Annotated in this window: 17 protein-coding genes; all 17 read left to right on the forward strand. The window is 65.6% G+C overall.

What is annotated here, in order from left to right; translation table 11 throughout:
* Nucleotides 1–2 precede the first annotated feature (2 nt).
* The gene (locus SCH01S_RS05520) at nucleotides 3–887 is read left to right on the forward strand and encodes an NADH-quinone oxidoreductase subunit C (protein ID WP_046347791.1); all 885 of its coding nucleotides are present in this window, start codon (nucleotides 3–5) and stop codon (nucleotides 885–887) included.
* Complete coding sequence (locus tag SCH01S_RS16345; RefSeq protein ID WP_157032818.1) at nucleotides 880–1,062, forward strand: hypothetical protein; 183 nt, start codon at nucleotides 880–882, stop codon at nucleotides 1,060–1,062. Before SCH01S_RS05520 ends, SCH01S_RS16345 begins: the two co-directional genes overlap by 8 nt.
* Complete coding sequence (locus SCH01S_RS05525; RefSeq protein ID WP_046347792.1) at nucleotides 1,055–2,290, forward strand: NADH-quinone oxidoreductase subunit D; 1,236 nt, start codon at nucleotides 1,055–1,057, stop codon at nucleotides 2,288–2,290. The genes SCH01S_RS16345 and SCH01S_RS05525 overlap by 8 nt, the downstream gene beginning before the upstream one ends.
* Entirely contained in the window at nucleotides 2,290–2,958 is a 669-nt protein-coding gene (locus SCH01S_RS05530) for a complex I 24 kDa subunit family protein (RefSeq protein ID WP_046347793.1), read from the forward strand. The genes SCH01S_RS05525 and SCH01S_RS05530 overlap by 1 nt, the downstream gene beginning before the upstream one ends.
* Nucleotides 2,959–3,111: 153 nt before the next feature.
* A complete protein-coding gene (gene nuoF / locus SCH01S_RS05535) occupies nucleotides 3,112–4,410 on the forward strand; it encodes an NADH-quinone oxidoreductase subunit NuoF (RefSeq protein ID WP_046347794.1) in 1,299 nt (432 codons plus the stop codon).
* A gap of 18 nt (nucleotides 4,411–4,428) precedes the next feature.
* Nucleotides 4,429–5,148 carry a hypothetical protein gene (locus tag SCH01S_RS05540; RefSeq protein WP_157032819.1) on the forward strand — a complete coding sequence of 240 codons (720 nt, stop codon included), beginning with the start codon at nucleotides 4,429–4,431 and terminating at the stop codon, nucleotides 5,146–5,148.
* A 167-nt stretch (nucleotides 5,149–5,315) separates the two neighbouring features.
* Complete coding sequence (locus tag SCH01S_RS05545) at nucleotides 5,316–5,984, forward strand: hypothetical protein (protein ID WP_046347796.1); 669 nt, start codon at nucleotides 5,316–5,318, stop codon at nucleotides 5,982–5,984.
* Nucleotides 5,985–6,134: 150 nt separating this feature from the next.
* Nucleotides 6,135–8,138, forward strand: a complete 2,004-nt coding sequence (nuoG, locus tag SCH01S_RS05550; RefSeq protein ID WP_046347797.1) for an NADH-quinone oxidoreductase subunit NuoG — start codon at nucleotides 6,135–6,137, stop codon at nucleotides 8,136–8,138.
* A gap of 124 nt (nucleotides 8,139–8,262) precedes the next feature.
* Nucleotides 8,263–9,309 (forward strand): NADH-quinone oxidoreductase subunit NuoH, encoded by a 1,047-nt coding sequence (gene nuoH / locus SCH01S_RS05555; RefSeq protein WP_046347798.1) that lies wholly within the window; start codon nucleotides 8,263–8,265, stop codon nucleotides 9,307–9,309.
* Nucleotides 9,306–9,791, forward strand: coding sequence for an NADH-quinone oxidoreductase subunit NuoI (gene nuoI / locus SCH01S_RS05560; protein ID WP_046347799.1), 486 nt, complete (start codon nucleotides 9,306–9,308; stop codon nucleotides 9,789–9,791). Before nuoH ends, nuoI begins: the two co-directional genes overlap by 4 nt.
* Before the next feature lie 175 nt (nucleotides 9,792–9,966).
* On the forward strand, nucleotides 9,967–10,578 hold the full coding sequence (locus tag SCH01S_RS05565; protein ID WP_046347800.1) for an NADH-quinone oxidoreductase subunit J: 612 nt from the start codon (nucleotides 9,967–9,969) through the stop codon (nucleotides 10,576–10,578).
* Complete coding sequence (gene nuoK, locus SCH01S_RS05570; protein ID WP_046347801.1) at nucleotides 10,575–10,880, forward strand: NADH-quinone oxidoreductase subunit NuoK; 306 nt, start codon at nucleotides 10,575–10,577, stop codon at nucleotides 10,878–10,880. The genes SCH01S_RS05565 and nuoK overlap by 4 nt, the downstream gene beginning before the upstream one ends.
* A gap of 127 nt (nucleotides 10,881–11,007) precedes the next feature.
* Nucleotides 11,008–13,041 (forward strand): NADH-quinone oxidoreductase subunit L, encoded by a 2,034-nt coding sequence (gene nuoL, locus SCH01S_RS05575; RefSeq protein WP_046347802.1) that lies wholly within the window; start codon nucleotides 11,008–11,010, stop codon nucleotides 13,039–13,041.
* Nucleotides 13,038–14,576, forward strand: a complete 1,539-nt coding sequence (locus tag SCH01S_RS05580; protein WP_046347803.1) for an NADH-quinone oxidoreductase subunit M — start codon at nucleotides 13,038–13,040, stop codon at nucleotides 14,574–14,576. Before nuoL ends, SCH01S_RS05580 begins: the two co-directional genes overlap by 4 nt.
* Nucleotides 14,576–16,021 carry an NADH-quinone oxidoreductase subunit NuoN gene (gene nuoN / locus SCH01S_RS05585; protein ID WP_046347804.1) on the forward strand — a complete coding sequence of 482 codons (1,446 nt, stop codon included), beginning with the start codon at nucleotides 14,576–14,578 and terminating at the stop codon, nucleotides 16,019–16,021. The genes SCH01S_RS05580 and nuoN overlap by 1 nt, the downstream gene beginning before the upstream one ends.
* A gap of 107 nt (nucleotides 16,022–16,128) precedes the next feature.
* Nucleotides 16,129–16,830 carry a biotin--[acetyl-CoA-carboxylase] ligase gene (locus SCH01S_RS05590; RefSeq protein WP_084689407.1) on the forward strand — a complete coding sequence of 234 codons (702 nt, stop codon included), beginning with the start codon at nucleotides 16,129–16,131 and terminating at the stop codon, nucleotides 16,828–16,830.
* A gap of 11 nt (nucleotides 16,831–16,841) precedes the next feature.
* Nucleotides 16,842–17,621, forward strand: a complete 780-nt coding sequence (locus tag SCH01S_RS05595; RefSeq protein ID WP_046347805.1) for a type III pantothenate kinase — start codon at nucleotides 16,842–16,844, stop codon at nucleotides 17,619–17,621.
* Nucleotides 17,622–17,639: the final 18 nt, after the last annotated feature.

The raw sequence follows: 17,639 nt of genomic DNA on the forward strand, positions 1-17,639 counted from the left end.
TGTTGAGCCCCGCTCCCCGCCAGGCCTCCAACGAAGGCGTGATCGCGGCGATCGTGCCGGCGCTGGGCGATGCGCTGATCGAGGCCGTCGAGCGCGTCTATGAGGTGACGTTCACGGTCGAGCGCGCGGCGATTGTCGACGTGCTCCGCACGCTGCGCGACCAGTTCGATTACCAGCAGCTGATGGACATCGCCGGCGTCGATTACCCGGCGCGGTCCGAGCGGTTCGAAGTGGTCTATCACCTGCTGTCGCTGACCAAGAACCATCGCATCCGCGTCAAGATCTCGACCGACGAGGACACGCCCGTGCCGAGCGTCACCGGGCTGTGGCCGGTCGCGGGCTGGCCCGAGCGCGAAGTCTACGACATGTACGGCGTGCTGTTCGACGGCAACCAGGACCTTCGGCGCATCCTGACGGACTATGGCTTCAAGGGGCATCCGCAGCGCAAGGACTTCCCGCTGACCGGCTATGTCCAGATGCGCTATTCGGAAGAGCAGAAGCGCGTGATCTACGAGCCGGTGACGCTCGACCAGGATTTCCGCGGCTTCGACTTCACCTCGCCCTGGGAAGGCGCGGATTACGTGCTGCCGGGCGACGAAAAGGCCTCGCCCGAAGCCAAGGGCGCGCCGACGCCGCTCACCGCCGACCAGATCGCGAAGGCGGGGACGGTGACCGTGACGGCAAAGCCGCCGCTCGAACAGGCCAAGACCACCGAGACGCCGGGCCAGACCGGCGCCGGCCAGGCGCATCCGGGCAACCAGCCGGGCGAGAAGCCGGTGCAGGCCGACGGCAAGCCGGCCGAACCGCCCGCCGAGGCGAACAAGCCCGAGACCGGCGAGCCCAAGCCGGCCCGGACCACGAAGAAGAAGGAGGGGAAGAATGGGTAATCTCTCCCCCGTTGCTCCTGCGAACGCGGGAATCCCGCTTCTTCGCGTCTTCGCGTCTTCGCGTGAGACAAAGAAAAACTGGGGTTCGCGCGAAGCCGCGAAGACGCGAAGGAAGAAAGATCAAGTGAACTGGGCCCCGGCTTTCGCCGGGGTGACGACGGTGCTTTATGTCTGACGCCCTCGACCTGATCAACGCGCGCGAGCCTGCGCAGCCGGAAACGCCCGGCGACGTCGACATCCAGAATTACACGATCAATTTCGGCCCGCAGCATCCGGCGGCGCACGGCGTGCTGCGCATGGTGCTGGAGCTGGACGGCGAGATCGTCGAGCGCGTCGATCCGCATGTGGGGCTCCTCCACCGCGGCACCGAAAAGCTGATCGAGAACAAGACCTATCTGCAGGCGCTGCCCTATTTCGACCGGCTCGATTACGCATCGCCGATGAGCCAGGAGCACTCCTACGTGCTCGCGGTCGAAAAGCTGCTCGATCTCGAAGTGCCGCTTCGGGCCCAATATCTCCGCGTGCTGTTCGCCGAGCTGACGCGGATCATGAACCACACGCTGAACCTTGGCAGCCACATCATGGACGTCGGCGCGATGACGCCGAACCTGTGGCTGTTCGAGCTGCGCGAAGACCTGATGCAATTCTACGAGCGGGTCTCCGGCGCGCGGATGCACGCGGCCTGGTTCCGGCCGGGCGGCGTCCACCAGGATGCCCCGGTGGCGCTGCTGGACGGCATCGGCACCTGGGTCGAGACGCGGCTGCCGCGGCTGTTCGAGGACGCGATCTCGCTCGTGGCCGACAACCGCATCTTCAAGCAGCGCAACGTCGATATCGCGACCGTGTCGAAGGAAGACGCGATCCGCTGGGGCTTTTCCGGCCCGATGATCCGCGGCGCGGGCATCCCGTGGGATTTGCGCAAGGCGCAGCCCTATGACGTCTATGACCGGATGGAGTTCGACGTGCCGGTCGGCACGCGCGGCGACTGCTATGACCGGTTCATGGTGCGCGTTGAGGAAGTCCGCCAGTCCGCGCGGATCATCAGGCAGTGCCTGAATGAGATGCCGGCCGGGCCGATCGCCAGCCTCGACCGCAAGGTGGTGCCGCCCAAGCGCGGCGAGATGAAGCGATCGATGGAAGCGCTGATCCACCACTTCAAGCTGTACACCGAAGGCTTCCATGTGCCGGCGGGCGAAGTCTATGTCGCGACCGAAAGCCCCAAGGGGGAGTTCGGCGTGTACCTGGTCTCCGACGGCACCAACAAGCCGTGGCGCTGCAAGATCCGCCCGACCGCGTTCAGCCACCTCCAGGCGATGGACTTTATGACCAAGGGCCACATGCTTGCCGACGTGACCGCGATCCTGGGCGCGATCGATATTGTTTTTGGTGAATGTGACCGCTGATGGCTGACGCAGTTCAAATTCCCGATGAGGCCGAGACGCGCGCGCGCTGGGGCCAGTTCGCGTGGACGGCGGAGAACGCCGACGCGGCGAAGGAGATCATCGGCCGCTATCCGCCGGGGCGGCAGATGTCGGCGGTGATGCCGCTGCTCGATCTCGCTCAGCGCCAGGTGGGCGTCGAGACGAACACGCAAGGGTGGCTGCCGATTCCGGTGATCGAGTTTGTCGCCCGCGCGCTCGATATGCCGTTCATCCGGGCCTATGAAGTCGCGACCTTCTACACCATGTACAATCTGGCGCCGGTCGGCCGTTATCACGTGCAGGTGTGCGGGACGACGCCGTGCCAGCTCCGCGGCTCCGACGACGTGTTCCGAGCCTGCCATGATCGTGGGCTGAAGAAGGGCACGGTCACGGCTGACGGGCTGTTCACGCTGTCGGAAGTCGAATGCCTGGGCGTCTGCGCGAACGCGCCGATGGTGCAGGTCAACGACGATAATTACGAAGACCTCGACTACGACCGCACGCTCGCGGTGATCGACGCGCTGGCGAAGGGCGAGACGCCGGAGCCCGGCTCCACGATCGGCCGCCGCGCGAGCGTGCCCGAGGGCGGGCCGACCACGCTCCAGGCGATGGTCGACGAAAACCACGATTACCGCGGGGAATGGGCATGAGCGCGGTGCTTAGTCTTCAAATCCTCCCCGTTTACGGGGAGGGGGACCGCGAAGCGGTGGAGGGGGGCGTCCGCCCATGCTCTGCCCGGCGGATGCCCCCCTCCGTCAGCCGCGCTGCGGCTGCCACCTCCCCACGAGTGGGGAGGAGCTAAGATGCTCGCTGACAAGGACCGCATCTTCACCAACCTGTACGGCTATCAGTCGTGGCACATCGATGCCGCGATGGCGCGCGGGGATTGGGACGACACCAAGGCGCTGATGGCGCGCGGGCAGGACGCGATCATCGACGACGTGAAGGCCTCGGGCCTGCGCGGGCGCGGCGGCGCGGGCTTCCCGACGGGCATGAAGTGGAGCTTCATGCCCAAGGAGCCGAAGCCGGGGAAGCCGAACTTCCTCGTCATCAACGCGGATGAATCCGAGCCCGGCTCATGCAAGGACCGCGAGATCATCCGCCACGATCCGCACAAGCTGATCGAAGGCGCGCTGATCGCCGGCTTCGCGATGCGCGCGCGGGCGGCGTACATCTACATTCGCGGCGAATATATCCGCGAGGCGCAGGTGCTGTTCGCGGCAGTGCGCGAGGCCTACGACAAGGGCTTCCTGGGCAAGAATGCCTGCGGTTCGGGCTACGACTTCGACGTGTTCGTCCACCGCGGCGCCGGTGCCTATATCTGCGGCGAAGAGACGGCGATGCTGGAGAGCCTGGAAGGGCATAAGGGCCAGCCGCGCCTGAAGCCGCCGTTCCCGGCCGGCGCGGGCCTTTATGGCTGCCCGACGACCGTCAACAATGTCGAATCGATCGCAGTGGTGCCGACGATCCTGCGGCGCGGGCCGGCCTGGTTCGCCAGCATCGGCCGGCCGAAGAACGAAGGCACCAAGCTGTTCCAGATCAGCGGCCATGTGAACAAGCCGTGCGTGGTCGAGGAAGCGATGAGCATCCCGTTCCGCGAGCTGATCGACAAGCATTGCGGCGGCATCCGTGGCGGCTGGGACAATCTGCTGGCGGTGATCCCCGGCGGCTCGTCGGTACCGCTGGTGCCGGCTGCGCAGATCATCGACTGCCCGATGGACTTCGACGCCCTGAAGGATCTGAAATCCGGCCTCGGCACCGCCGCCGTGATCGTGATGGACAAGTCCACCGACGTGGTCCGCGCGATTTCCCGCCTCAGCTATTTCTACAAGCACGAAAGCTGCGGCCAGTGCACGCCGTGCCGTGAAGGCACCGGCTGGATGTGGCGCGTGATGGAGCGGCTACGCACCGGAGAGGCGGAGATCGAGGAAATCGACACGCTGGAGGAAGTCACCAAGCAGGTCGAGGGCCACACCATCTGCGCGCTGGGCGACGCCGCCGCCTGGCCGATCCAGGGCCTTATCAGGCACTTCCGCCCGGAGCTGGAACGCCGTATCGTCGAGCGGCGGGGTGAGCTGAGCTTCGCGCAAGCAGCGGAGTAGGGAATGCGAACGGGGGGAATGAAACTGCGGCTCCTCGCCGGAGCCGTTGCCGTGGCCGCTGTCTGCGCTCCGGCGGCGGCACAGCCTGCCGTCGAAGCTCAGACCGGATCGCACATTCTCATCCCGAGACGCGCGCGCATTCCTGAAAATACGGCATCGGACACGATCAGGATCAGTCGACAGGTCATGTCCGAGTTCGCTCGATGCGTGGTCGATCGCGAACCGAAAGCCGTCGCTCGCGCCGTGACGGCATCGTCGCAGCGCGATTTCGACAAGGCCGTTGGCGCGCTCTCCACAGACGAATGCCTGGACAGCGGGATGATGCGCTTCAAAACCGATGCGATGCGCGGACCTCTGTTCGTAGAACTCTATCGCCGGCGCGCGGATGCCCAAGCGCACCAGAAGCACTGGGGCCCCGTCGCTCCGAAAATAAGCCTGGATGTGGCGCAGACCCAAGACTCCATAGATGGCGAGCATTTGCCGTGGCTATCGTTTGGCCAATGCGTCGTCTCGATCGACAGTGGCGCGGCGCGGGCGATCGTGCTCGCTCCGACCGGCAGCGATTTACAGGACGCCGCCTTTGCAAAGGCCGGAGCCGCCTTCAACGCGTGCGTATCGCAAGGAACGACGATCCGCATGGGCAAGCAGGCCATCGAAGCAGTGCTTGCCGAGGTTCTTTACCGGGGCGTCGAGCCACTCGCCGTCGCAACTTCGACGTCAACGAGCGAAGCGAAATAGACGCTTAGCCTCACATTGGCAGCATCGTGATTGAAGGCCCGCCGGTCTGCCCGTGCTCCAGGCAAACAAGGTGGGCGGCGACGCACCGACTTCCTCTTTTCAAGCGCAGGCGAGGCGCGCATGATGCGGCGCATCGGGCGCCGGGCGCGCCGCGTGAGGAGGGTGATATGGGGAAGCTTCTGACCGCAGCCATCGCGATCTCCGCCGCCGCGTTTGCGACGCCGGCGCTCGCTGACAGTGCGAGCCCGGGTGCAATCGGGGAGCAGATCGGCAAGTGCATCGTCAAGGCCGATCGCGGTGCCGCGATCTCGATGCTGAAAGCGCTGCCGCTGAGCGGGGAGCAGGTCGACTGGTCGGCGGTCTCGCTTGGCAGCGCGGCGAGCTGCCGGACGGCGGCCAACTCCGGCGTCACCGTCAGCGCGCTTCGCGGCGGCATCGCTGAGGAGCTCTTCAAGCGCGATTTCGTCGAATATGGCGTGCAGCCGCAGCGCGCGATCGTCGATCTCGCCAAATTCGACCTGCCGGTCGAAAAGGACACGATGGGGGCCGAGGATCCGGCCAAGACCCTGTTCCTGACCGCCGATTGCGTCGCGCGCAGCAATCCCAACGACACCGAGCGGCTGATCAAGGCCGAGGCCGGGTCGGGCCAGGAGATGAAGGTGTTCGAGCTGCTCGGCCCATGGCTTTCGGCCTGCCAGGGCGCGAACAGGGTGGCGTATGGACGCACCGAGCTGCGCAGCGCGATCGTGCAGGCGGCCTATCACGTGTCCCAGCGTTATTGGTCCGGCGACATGACCTATGCGGGGCCGGCGTTCCGGCCCGAGGGGATTCGGTAGAGAGCTTCAGCCGTTCGTTTCGAGCTTGTCGAGAAACGGCTTCTCGACTGCGCTCGAAGCGAACGGATTTGATTGGCTGAATTAAGCGCCGCATCCCTTGCGTCGCGCCCCTCCCGGCGTCTAGAGGCTCGCCCCGGAGCCTAGTTTCGTATGCCTAAACTCACCGTCGACGGGATCGAGGTCGAAGTCCCCCAGGGCGCGACCGTCCTTCAGGCCTGCGAGGCCGCAGGCAAGGAGATTCCCCGCTTCTGCTATCACGAGCGCCTGGCGATCGCCGGCAATTGCCGCATGTGCCTGGTCGAAGTGAAGCCGGGGCCGCCCAAGCCCCAGGCCAGCTGCGCGCTGCCCGCCGCCGACAATCAGGAGGTCCGCACCGACAGCCTGATGGTCAAGAAGGCGCGCGAAGGCGTGATGGAGTTCCTGCTGATCAACCACCCGCTCGATTGCCCGATCTGCGATCAGGGCGGCGAGTGCGACCTGCAGGACCAGGCGATGGCCTATGGTCGCGGCTGGAGCCGGTTCGACGAGAACAAGCGCGCCGTCACCGACAAATATATGGGCCCGATCATCAAGACCTCGATGAATCGGTGCATCCAGTGCACGCGCTGCGTGCGCTTTGCCGAGCAGGTCGCCGGCGTCGAGGAAATCGGCGCGATCGGCCGCGGCGAGAACATGCAGATCACGACGTACCTGGAAAAGACGCTGACCAGCGAGCTGTCCGGAAACGTCGCCGATCTCTGCCCGGTCGGCGCGCTGCTGCAGAAGCCCTACAGCTTCGAGGCGCGGCCGTGGGAGCTGAAGAAGACGCCCTCGATCGATGTGCATGATGCGGTGGGCAGCAACGTCCGCCTCGACAGCCGCGGGCGGCAGGTGATGCGCGTGCTGCCGCGGATCAACGAGGACGTGAACGAGGAGTGGCTGTCGGACAAATCGCGCCACGCGATCGACGGCATGGTCCGCCGGCGTCTCGACCGCGTGTTCGTGCGGCGTGGCGGCAGGCTGCAGCCGGCGAGCTGGGAAGAGGCGTTCGCCGAAATCGCGAACCACGCCGATGGGCCGATGGCGGCGATCGCGGGCGACCTGGTTGATTGCGAGACGATGTATGCGGCGAAGGCGCTGCTGCGGTCGTTCGGATCGGAGCTGCTGGAAGGCCGGCAGACCGGCATGGACTATGACTGCTCCAGCCTCGCCGCGATCAATTTCAACACGACGATCGCCGGGATCGAGGATGCGGACGCGATCCTGCTGGTCGGCACAAACGTCCGGCTGGAAGCGCCTTTGGTCAACACGCGCATCCGCAAGGCGGTGCGGCGCGGCGCGAAGGTGTTCGCGATCGGGCCCGAAGTCGATCTGACCTACAAGGTCGAATGGCTCGGGAACGATCTGGGCCTGCTCGGCAAGCTGCCGCAGGCCGCGGCGGATGCGTTCGGCGCGGCGGAGCGGCCGGCGGTGATCGTCGGCGGCGGCGCGCTGAAGGCGGGCGCGCTCGGCGCCGCGCTGGCGCTGGTCAAATCGCTGAATCTCGTGCGTGAGGGGTGGAACGGCTTCAACGTGCTGCATATGGCGGCGAGCCGGATGGGCGGGGTGATGCTCGGCTATGCGCAGAAAGGCGGCATCGCCGACATTCTGGCAGCCAACCCGAAGCTGACCTTCTTCCTGGGCGCCGATGAGGTCGATTTTTCCAAATTCGCGGACAGCTTCAAGGTCTATGTCGGCCATCATGGCGACAAGGGCGCGCACCACGCCGACGTGATCCTGCCGGCGGCGTCCTATGTGGAAAAGAGCGGCACGTTCGTGAACCTGGAAGGCCGGGTGCAGGTCGCGCAGGCGGCCGTGTTCGCGCCGGGCGAGGCGCGCGAGGACTGGAAGATTTTTCGTGCGCTCTCGGACGTTCTGGGCAAGGCGCTGCCGTTCGACACGCTCGAACAGCTGCGCGCCGCTATGATCGCCGAAGTCCCGGCGCTGGGCCTGGACGGCGCAATCGCGCCGTTCGAATGGACGCTGCCGAAGCTCCCGGCCAAGGCCTCGGGTCCGGTCGGCTATCCGATCAGCGACTTCTACCTGACCAACGCGATCTGCCGCGCAAGCCCCACGATGCAGCGCTGCTCCGCCGAGATCACCCACGGCCAGGAATTCGCGGAGGCGGCGGAGTGAGCTCGGCGTTTCAACCCACTCGGTTTGCCCTGAGCTTGTCGAAGGGCTCCCTTCTTGCTGCGGTGAACAGAAAAGGGAGGGCTTCGACAAGCTCAGCCCAAACCGGTTTTGGGTCTTCGGTGCAATGACCGACTTCTTCGCTTCCTACCTCGGCTATGAAGCCGGCTGGTTTGTCGCCACGTTGATCGGCATCCTGCTGATCGCGCTGCCGCTGATGCTGGCCGTCGCGATGATCATCTATGCGGACCGCAAGATCTGGGCGGCGATGGCGCTGCGGCGCGGGCCCAACGTGGTCGGGCCGTTCGGGCTGCTGCAGAGCTTTGCCGACGGGTTGAAGGTGTTCCTGCAGGAAACGATCATCCCGACCGCGGCGAACCGTGGCCTGTTCCTGATGGCGCCGATCATCACCTTCACGGTCGCGCTGATTTCCTGGGCGGTGATCCCGTTCGGGCCGGACATGGTGCTCGCTAACATCAATGTCGGGCTGCTCTACATCCTCGCGGTCTCGTCGCTGGGCGTCTACGGCGTGATCATCGCCGGCTGGTCGTCCAACTCGAAATATCCGTTCTACTCGGCGCTCCGCGCGGCGGCGCAGATGGTCTCCTACGAAGTCTCGATCGGCTTCGTGCTGATCTCGGTCGTGCTGTGGGCGGGGACGTTCAACCTGCAGGGCATCATCGATGCGCAGCGCGGGCTGTACGGCTTTATCAACGGCTTCGGCTTCAACCCGCTGCTGTTCCCGATGTGGGTGGTGTTCCTGATCTCCTCGATGGCGGAAACGGCGCGCACGCCGTTCGACCTGACCGAGGCTGAAAGCGAGCTCGTCGCCGGCTATCAGACCGAATATTCGTCGATGGCGTTCGCGCTGTTCTGGCTCGGCGAATACGCGAACGTGCTGCTGATGTGCGCGCTGAACGCGGTGCTGTTCTGGGGCGGCTGGCTGCCCCCGATCGACTGGGCGCCGCTCTATGCCGTGCCGGGCATCCTCTGGCTCTTCGCCAAGATATTCTTCTTCTTTTTCGTGTTCAGCTGGGTGAAGGCGACGGTCCCGCGCTATCGCTACGACCAGCTGATGCGGTTGGGGTGGAAAATCTTCCTGCCGCTGTCGCTGTTCTGGATTTTCATCGTGTCCGGATTCCTGATGCTCACCCGCTATGGAGGCCACGCATGAGCCTCGCCCAATACGTCAAAGCCTTCACCCTTTGGGAATTCCTGAAGGCGCACTGGCTGACCTTGAAGTATTTCTTCAAGCCCAAGGCGACGATCAATTACCCCTATGAGCGCAATCCGCTCTCGCCCCGCTTCCGCGGCGAGCACGCGCTGCGCCGCTATCCGAACGGGGAAGAGCGCTGCATCGCGTGCAAGCTGTGCGAGGCGGTGTGTCCGGCGCTGGCGATCACGATCGAATCGGAGCCGCGCGAGGACGGCAGCCGCCGCACGACCCGCTACGACATCGACATGGTGAAGTGCATCTATTGCGGCCTGTGCCAGGAAGCCTGCCCGGTCGATGCGATCGTCGAGGGGCCGAACCTGGAGTTCTCGACCGAGAGCCGCGAGGAGCTGATCTACACCAAGGAGAAGCTGCTCGCGAACGGTGACCGTTGGGAACGCGCGATCGCCGGCAACCTTGCCGCCGATGCGCCCTACCGTTAAGCGCGCTGGCCATGTTTGATTCACGGTTCATGCTCCTCCCCGGAACGGGGAGGGGGACCAAGACGCGCAGCGGCTTGGTGGTGGGGTCGCGAGCGCTAGCGAGCCCTGTGTCGAGCCGACCCCTCCACCACTCGCTTCGCGAGCGGTCCCCCTCCCCGTTCCGGGGAGGAGCAAGATGATCCAAGCCTTCGCCTTTTACCTGTTTGCCGGGCTGATGATCCTTTCGGCCGGGCTGACGATCACCGCGCGCAACCCTGTGCATTCGGTGCTGTGGCTGATCCTGGCCTTCTTCAACGCGGCCGGGCTGATGCTGCTGCTGGGTGCCGAGTTCATCGCGATGCTGCTGGTGATCGTCTATGTCGGCGCCGTTGCGGTGCTGTTCCTGTTCGTGGTGATGATGCTCGACATCGACTTTGCCGAGCTGCGCGCCGGCTTCACCAAATATCTGGGCGTCGGCTCCGTGCTGGCCGTCGCGCTGGCCGCCGAGATCGTGATCGCGATCGCGGTGCACAGTGCCGGCCCGATCGACCTGAACAGCCGCATGGCACCCACGCCCGCGACCGTTTCCAACGTGCAGGCGATCGGGGCGCTGCTCTACACGCGCTATCTCTATATCTTCGAGGCGGCGGGCCTGGTGCTGCTGGTCGCGATGATCGGCGCAATCGTGCTGACGCACCGCACCCGCCGCGACGACCGCGCCCAGAAGGCAAGCCGCCAGATCGCGCGCCGGCCGCAGGATGCGACGCGCAACGTCAATCAGCCGGTCGGCGTGGGGGTGGAGCTATGATTGGTCTCCAGCACTACCTGGTCGTGTCCGCGATCCTGTTCGTGATGGGCGTGCTCGGCATTTTCCTCAACCGGAAAAACGTGATCGTCATCCTGATGGCGATCGAGCTGATCCTCTTGTCGGTGAACATCAACCTGGTCGCGTTCAGCGCCTATCTGCACGACCTGGTCGGGCAGGTGTTCGCGATGTTCGTGCTGACCGTGGCCGCCGGCGAGGCGGCGATCGGGCTCGCGATCCTCGTCATCTATTTCCGCAACCGCGGCACCATCGCGGTGGACGACGTCGACAGGTTGAGGGGGTGATGAGGCTTCAGTTTCAAATCCTCCCCGGGACGGGGAGGGGGACCGCGACGCGCAGCGGCGTGGTGGAGGGGGCCCCCTCCGTCACGCCTGCGGCGTGCCACCTCCCCGTGCCGGGGAGGATTAAGAAATGATCCAGGCCATCGTTTTCCTGCCGCTTCTGGCGGCGATCGTTGCCGGGCTCGGCAATCGTGCGCTCGGCAATACTGTTGCGAAGGCGATCACGACCGGCGCGCTGTTCGTGTCGTGCGCCCTCAGCTGGCCGATTTTCCTCGGCTTTCTGTCGGGCGCGCAGGTCGCGCATGTCGAGCCGGTGCTGCAGTGGATCAAGTCGGACGACTTCAACGTCCTCTGGGCGCTGCGCGTCGATACGCTGACGGCGGTGATGCTGGTGGTGGTGACCAGCGTCTCCGCGCTCGTCCACCTGTATAGCTGGGGCTATATGGCGGAGGACGACAGCCAGCCGCGCTTCTTTGCCTATCTGTCGCTGTTCACCTTCGCGATGCTGATGCTGGTGACGGCGGACAACCTGGTCCAGATGTTCTTCGGCTGGGAAGGCGTCGGCCTGGCGTCCTACCTGCTGATCGGCTTCTGGTATTATAAGCCGTCCGCCAATGCCGCCGCGATCAAGGCGTTCGTCGTCAACCGCGTCGGTGATTTCGGCTTCATGCTCGGCATTTTCGGGACGTTCCTGGTGTTCGGGACGGTCTCGATTCCGGCGATCCTGGCCGCCGCGCCGGGAATGGCGGGCTCGACGGTCGGCTTCCTCGGCGGCCGCGTCGACACGATGACCTTGCTCTGCCTGCTGCTGTTCCTGGGCGCGATGGGCAAATCGGCGCAGCTGGGCCTGCACACCTGGCTTCCGGACGCGATGGAAGGCCCGACGCCGGTTTCCGCGCTGATCCACGCCGCGACGATGGTGACCGCCGGCGTGTTCATGGTCTGCCGCCTGTCGCCGATGTTCGAGACCAGCCACACCGCGATGACGGTGGTGACTTTGGTCGGCGCCGCCACCGCGCTGTTCGCGGCGACGATCGGCACGACCCAGACCGACATCAAGCGGGTGATCGCCTATTCGACCTGCTCGCAGCTCGGATACATGTTCTTTGCAGCGGGCGTCGGCGCGTACGGCGCGGCGATGTTCCACCTGTTCACCCACGCCTTCTTCAAGGCGCTGCTGTTCCTCGGCGCCGGCTCGGTGATCCATTCGATGCACCACGAGCAGGACATGCGCTTCTATGGGGGCTTGAGGAAATCGATCCCGGTCACCTTCTGGGCGATGACGATCGGCACGCTGGCGATCACCGGCGTCGGCGTGGCCGGGGTATTCGGGTTCGCGGGCTTCTATTCGAAGGACGCGATCATCGAATCCGCCTTTGCCAGCGGGACGCAGGTGGGCGGCATCGCCTTTGCGATCGGCGTATTTGCCGCGCTGCTGACCAGCTTCTATTCGTGGCGGCTGGTGTTCCTGACCTTCTTCGGCGAGCCGCGCTGGGCCGCGTCCGAGCACATCCAGCACGCCGTGCATGGCGAGCATGACGCGCCGTCCGCGGAACATGGCGACAGCGCTCATCACGAGGTGCACGCACCGACCGGCACGGCGGGTTATCACCCGCACGAGAGCCCCTTGTCGATGCTGGTGCCGCTGGTGCTGTTGTCGCTGGGCGCGCTGCTGGCCGGCTTCCTGTTCGACGAGGTCTTTCTGTCGCCGGAACGCGGCATGGCGTTCTGGAAGGGCAGCCTGTTCTTCGACGAGCATCTGATGCACGCGCGGCATGCGATCCCGGAATGGGCGAAGCAGTCGGCGACGATTGCCTGGATCATCGGCCTGGTGATCGCCTGGTACGCGTATCTGAAGGACACGACCGTCCCGGCGCGCTTCACCAGCACCTTCCGCGGGCTCTACGCTTTCCTGCTCAACAAATGGTATTTCGACGAATTGTATAACCTGATCTTCGTCCGTCCCGCCTTCGCGCTCGGCCGCTTCCTGTGGAAGCGCGGCGACGAAGGAACGATCGACCGCTTCGGGCCGAATGGCGCCGCGGCGGTGGTCGCGGGGACCAGCCGGGTGAGCTCGCGGCTCCAGTCGGGCTATGTCTACACCTATGCGTTCGTCATGCTGATCGGCCTCGCCGGCGCCGCGACCTGGGCGATCGCGGGATGAACCAGCTCGGCTTTCCGATCCTGTCGATCATGCTTGCGGTGCCGACCGCGGCGGCGATCGCGTGCCTGTACCTGAAGGACGAAGGCGCGCGCCGGCTGGCGCTGGCGGCGACGCTGATCGACCTGGCGCTCGGCATCCTGCTCTGGGCCACGTTCGACTCCTCGCAGGGCGCGCCGCAATGGCAGTTCCAGGAGCATGTCGGCGTATTCGGCCGCTTTGCCTGGGCACTCGGCATCGACGGCATCGCGCTGCTGCTGATCATGCTCAGCGTGTTCCTGATGCCGATCTGCATCCTGGCGAGCTGGACCTCGATCACGAAGCGCGTGCCCGAATATATGGCCGCGTTCCTGCTGACCGAAGTGCTGATGGTCGGCACGTTCGCGGCGCAGGACCTGTTCCTGTTCTACATCTTCTTCGAAGCCGGCCTGATCCCGATGTACCTGATCATCGGCATCTGGGGCGGTGCGCGGCGCATCTACGCCAGTTACAAATTCTTCCTCTACACGCTGCTCGGATCGGTGCTGATGCTGATCGCGATGCTGTGGATGTCGAACTTCGCCGGCACCACGGATATTCCGACGCTGCTGCAGACCGACTTCCCGGTGGAAGCGCAAAACTGGCTGTGGCTCGCCTTCTTCGCGAGCTTCGCCGTCAAGGTGCCGATGTGGCCGGTCCACACCTGGCTGCCCGATGCACACGTGGAGGCGCCGACGGCAGGCTCGGTGATCCTCGCCGGCGTGCTGCTGAAGCTCGGCGGCTACGGCTTCATCCGCTTCTCGCTGCCGATGTTCCCGGAAGCGTCGTCGACGCTGATCTGGGTGATCCTGGTGCTGTCCGGCATTGCCGTCGTCTATACCTCGCTGGTCGCGCTGGTGCAGAACGACATGAAGAAGCTGATCGCCTATTCGTCGGTCGCGCACATGGCGATCGTCACGATCGGGCTGTTCGCGTTCAACCGTCAGGGCCTGGAAGGCTCGATGATGGTGATGCTGAGCCACGGCCTGGTCTCGGGCGCGCTGTTCCTGTGCGTCGGCGTGATCTACGACCGGCTGCATACGCGTGAGATCGCGCGCTATGGCGGGCTGTCGAACAACATGCCGCGCTATGCGCTGCTGTTCATGTTGTTCACGATGGCCTCGGTCGGCCTGCCCGGCACCAGCGGTTTCGTCGGCGAGTTCCTGTCGCTGATGGGCGCATGGCAGGTGAGCAGCTGGGCGACGGCGGTCTGCACGACCGGCATCATCCTGGGCGCGGCCTATATGCTGTACCTTTATTGGCGGGTGGCGTTCGGCGTGTCGGACAAGCCCGACGCGGCGGCGATGCCGGACCTCAATGCCCGCGAGCTGATCAGCCTCGGCGCGATCGCGCTGGTGGTGCTGTGGATGGGCGTCTATCCCGAAAGCTTCCTCAAGCCGATGCGCAACGACATCGGCACGATCGTCGCCCGTGTCGATCGCGCCAAGCCGCGCTTCGACCCCGACTTCGCGGTCGGCAAACCCAATGTCAAACTGCCGGTCGAGGCGGCGGCGCACTGATGGATTACGCTCAGAACCTTCTGATCACTCTGCCCGAGCTGATCCTGTCGATCGGCGCGATCGTGCTGATGATGGTCGCGGCCTATGCCGGGGACAGGGCCACGCGCCCGATCGGCTGGGCGGCGGTGCTGCTGTTCGTCGCGGCGCTGATCGCGTCGCTGTTCCCGGCGGGCATCGGCTTCGGCGGCCTCTACAAGGCCGACGCCTTTTCGGCCTTTGCCAAGGCGCTGATCTATGGCGGCGCGGCGGTGTCGGTGATCCTTGCGCCCGATTTCTTCGAGCGGCGCGGCGGCCAGCTTCGCGCCGAATATCCGGTGCTGCTGCTGCTGTCGGGCGTGGGCATGGGCATGATGGTGTCGGCGACCGACCTGCTGACGCTCTATGTCGGCCTCGAGCTGCAGAGCCTGGCCGCCTATGTGCTGGCGAGCTTCATGCGGCGCGACGCGCGTTCGGCCGAGGCGGGCCTCAAATATTTCGTGCTGGGTGCGCTTGCGAGCGGCATCCTGCTCTACGGCATCGCGCTGCTCTACGGCTTTACCGGCACCACCCAGTTCAGCGGCATCGCCGCCGCGATCGGCGCCGGCCCGCTGTCGACCGGACTGCTGTTCGGCATCGTCTTCGCGATGGCCGGCATCGCCTTCAAGATCAGCGCCGTGCCGTTCCATATGTGGACGCCGGACGTGTATGAAGGCGCGCCGACGCCGGTGACGGGCTTCTTCGCCTCGGCCCCAAAGGTCGCGGCGATGGGCCTGATGGTCCGCCTGACCGTCGAAGCCATGGGCCCGGCTTATGAGTCCTGGCGGCAGATCGTGATCTTCTCGGCGCTGGCCTCGATCGTGCTCGGCGCGGTCGCGGCGATCGGGCAGAAGAACATCAAGCGGCTGCTCGCCTATTCGTCGATCAACAATGTCGGCTTCGCGCTGATCGGTCTGGCCGCGGTGCAGCCGGGCCGGCCCGAAGGCGTCGCTTCGGTGATGACCTACATGGCGATCTATATCGTCATGACCTTGGGCTCGTTCCTTGTCGTGCTCCAGATGCGCGACGCGGAAGGCAACAATGTCGAGACGATCGCCAGCCTGTCGGGCCTGTCGCGCACGCATCCGGCGCTGGCCGCGGCGTTCGCCGTGTTCATGTTCTCGCTGGCGGGCGTGCCGCCTTTGCTCGGCTTCTGGGCCAAGTTCGTGGTGTTCGACGCCGCGGTGAAGGCGGGCCTCTGGCCGCTCGCCGCGATCGGCATCGCCGCATCGGTGATCAGCGCCTTCTATTACCTGATGATCGTCAAGACGATGTATTTCGACGAGCCGGCCCCTGCGTATCACCGTGTCGAGAACAAGATCGAGGGCGGCCTGATCGCTGTGACGGCGCTGGCGGTGTCGCCGCTCGGCTACTTCCTCATTCCCTTGCTGGCCGACCTCAGCACCAACGCCGCGCAGGCGCTGTTCTAGAGCCCCTCCCCTTCAGGGCAGGGGTTGGGGTGGGGAATGTCCATTCAATCGCCGAGCTTTTCGACAAGCCCCACCCCCGTCCCCTCCCCTGAAGGGGAGGGGTGAAGATGATCGACATTCGGACCGTCCCATCCACAGCCTCCACCAATGCCGACATGCTGGCGCTCGCCGCTGCGGGAGCGGCCGAGGGGCTGTGGCTGCGCGCGGTCGAGCAGACCGCGGGCAGGGGACGGCAGGGCCGCGCCTGGTCCTCGCCGCCGGGCAATTTGTACGCGAGCACGATCGTGCGGCTGCGCCCGGGCGATCCGAACCCGGCGACGCTGGCGATGGTGGCGGCGGTGGCTCTCGACGAAGTGCTGCGGGCCTATGGCGCCGAGCCGATCATCAAATGGCCGAACGACCTGCTGATCGGCGATGCCAAGCTGACCGGCATCCTGCTCGAGCGGAGCGGGGATGGCGTCGTGGTCGGCATCGGCGTCAATCTCGCGCATCACCCCGAGGGGCTGGATCGTGCGGTCACGAGCGTCGCGGCGCAGGGGCTCGGCGCGCCGGATCCGGAGCTGTTCCTGCGCGACCTGGCGGAGGCGTTCGCGCGCTGGCTGGCGCAGTGGCGCGCCGGGCTGGAGCCCGTTCGGCGGCGCTGGCTGGAGCGCGCGCATACGCCAGGCACGGCGCTGTCGGTGCGCCTGCCGGACCAGGATGCGCTGGACGGCCTGTTCGACGGACTGGACGGCGACGGCGCGCTGCGCTTGCGCCTGGCATCGGGCGAGGTGCAAGTGATCCATGCCGGCGACGTGTTTCTGATCTGAAGGGGCCAATCATGCTGCTCGCGGTCGACGCAGGAAATACCAATATCGTCTTTGCGCTGTTCGAAGGCGGGGACGTCCGCGCGCGCTGGCGGATCGCGACGGACCCGCGCCGGACCGGCGATGAATATGCGGTCTGGCTGACGCAATTGCTCGCGCTGGAAGGGCTGGAACGGTCGGCGGTCGATCAGGTCATCATCTCGACCGTGGTGCCGCGCGCGCTCCACAATCTCGAAGTGCTGTCGACCAAATATTTCGGCACGGAGCCGCTGATCGCCGGACGGGCACCGGTCGAATGGGGCATGGACCTGGACGTCGAGGAGCCGCAGAATCTGGGTGCCGACCGCGCCGTCAACGCGATCGCCGCGCACGCCCTGCATGAAGGCGACCTGATCATTGTCGACTTCGGCACCGCGTCGACGATCGACTGGATCGATTATCGCGGCGCCTACAAGGGCGGCATCATCGCGCCGGGGATCAACCTGTCGCTGGACGCGCTGGTCAGCGCCGCCGCCAAGCTGCCGCGCATCGCGATCGAGGCGCCGGCGACCGACTCTGTGGTCGGCCGCAACACCGTCGATCAGATGAACATCGGCATCTATTGGGGCTATATCGCGATGATCGAGGGGCTGGTCGCGCGAATGAAGGCGGAGATCGGCCGCCCGGCGAAGGTGATCGCGACGGGTGGTCTCGCGGTGCTGTTCGAGCAGCACACCAAGGTTTTCGACGCCGTCGAGCACGACCTGACCTTGCGCGGGCTGGCGATGCTGGCCGAGCGCGCCCATATGGGCTGAAATCCTCCCCGGAACGGG

Origin of the sequence: Sphingomonas changbaiensis NBRC 104936 (assembly GCF_000974765.1) — a bacterium.
GTDB lineage: Bacteria > Pseudomonadota > Alphaproteobacteria > Sphingomonadales > Sphingomonadaceae > Sphingomonas_B > Sphingomonas_B changbaiensis.

Bases quoted from the DNA above. Each gene is read 5' to 3' on its own strand.
- SCH01S_RS05590 (WP_084689407.1), top strand. From the start codon at position 16,129: ATGATCGACATTCGGACCGTCCCATCCACAGCCTCCACCAATGCCGAC.
- SCH01S_RS05525 (WP_046347792.1), top strand. From the start codon at position 1,055: ATGTCTGACGCCCTCGACCTGATCAACGCGCGCGAGCCTGCGCAGCCG.
- SCH01S_RS05565 (WP_046347800.1), top strand. From the start codon at position 9,967: ATGATCCAAGCCTTCGCCTTTTACCTGTTTGCCGGGCTGATGATCCTT.
- SCH01S_RS05530 (WP_046347793.1), top strand. From the start codon at position 2,290: ATGGCTGACGCAGTTCAAATTCCCGATGAGGCCGAGACGCGCGCGCGC.
- SCH01S_RS16345 (WP_157032818.1), top strand. From the start codon at position 880: ATGGGTAATCTCTCCCCCGTTGCTCCTGCGAACGCGGGAATCCCGCTT.
- nuoF (WP_046347794.1), top strand. From the start codon at position 3,112: ATGCTCGCTGACAAGGACCGCATCTTCACCAACCTGTACGGCTATCAG.
- SCH01S_RS05540 (WP_157032819.1), top strand. From the start codon at position 4,429: ATGAAACTGCGGCTCCTCGCCGGAGCCGTTGCCGTGGCCGCTGTCTGC.
- SCH01S_RS05580 (WP_046347803.1), top strand. From the start codon at position 13,038: ATGAACCAGCTCGGCTTTCCGATCCTGTCGATCATGCTTGCGGTGCCG.
- nuoL (WP_046347802.1), top strand. From the start codon at position 11,008: ATGATCCAGGCCATCGTTTTCCTGCCGCTTCTGGCGGCGATCGTTGCC.
- nuoK (WP_046347801.1), top strand. From the start codon at position 10,575: ATGATTGGTCTCCAGCACTACCTGGTCGTGTCCGCGATCCTGTTCGTG.
- SCH01S_RS05595 (WP_046347805.1), top strand. From the start codon at position 16,842: ATGCTGCTCGCGGTCGACGCAGGAAATACCAATATCGTCTTTGCGCTG.
- nuoG (WP_046347797.1), top strand. From the start codon at position 6,135: ATGCCTAAACTCACCGTCGACGGGATCGAGGTCGAAGTCCCCCAGGGC.
- nuoH (WP_046347798.1), top strand. From the start codon at position 8,263: ATGACCGACTTCTTCGCTTCCTACCTCGGCTATGAAGCCGGCTGGTTT.
- nuoN (WP_046347804.1), top strand. From the start codon at position 14,576: ATGGATTACGCTCAGAACCTTCTGATCACTCTGCCCGAGCTGATCCTG.
- nuoI (WP_046347799.1), top strand. From the start codon at position 9,306: ATGAGCCTCGCCCAATACGTCAAAGCCTTCACCCTTTGGGAATTCCTG.
- SCH01S_RS05545 (WP_046347796.1), top strand. From the start codon at position 5,316: ATGGGGAAGCTTCTGACCGCAGCCATCGCGATCTCCGCCGCCGCGTTT.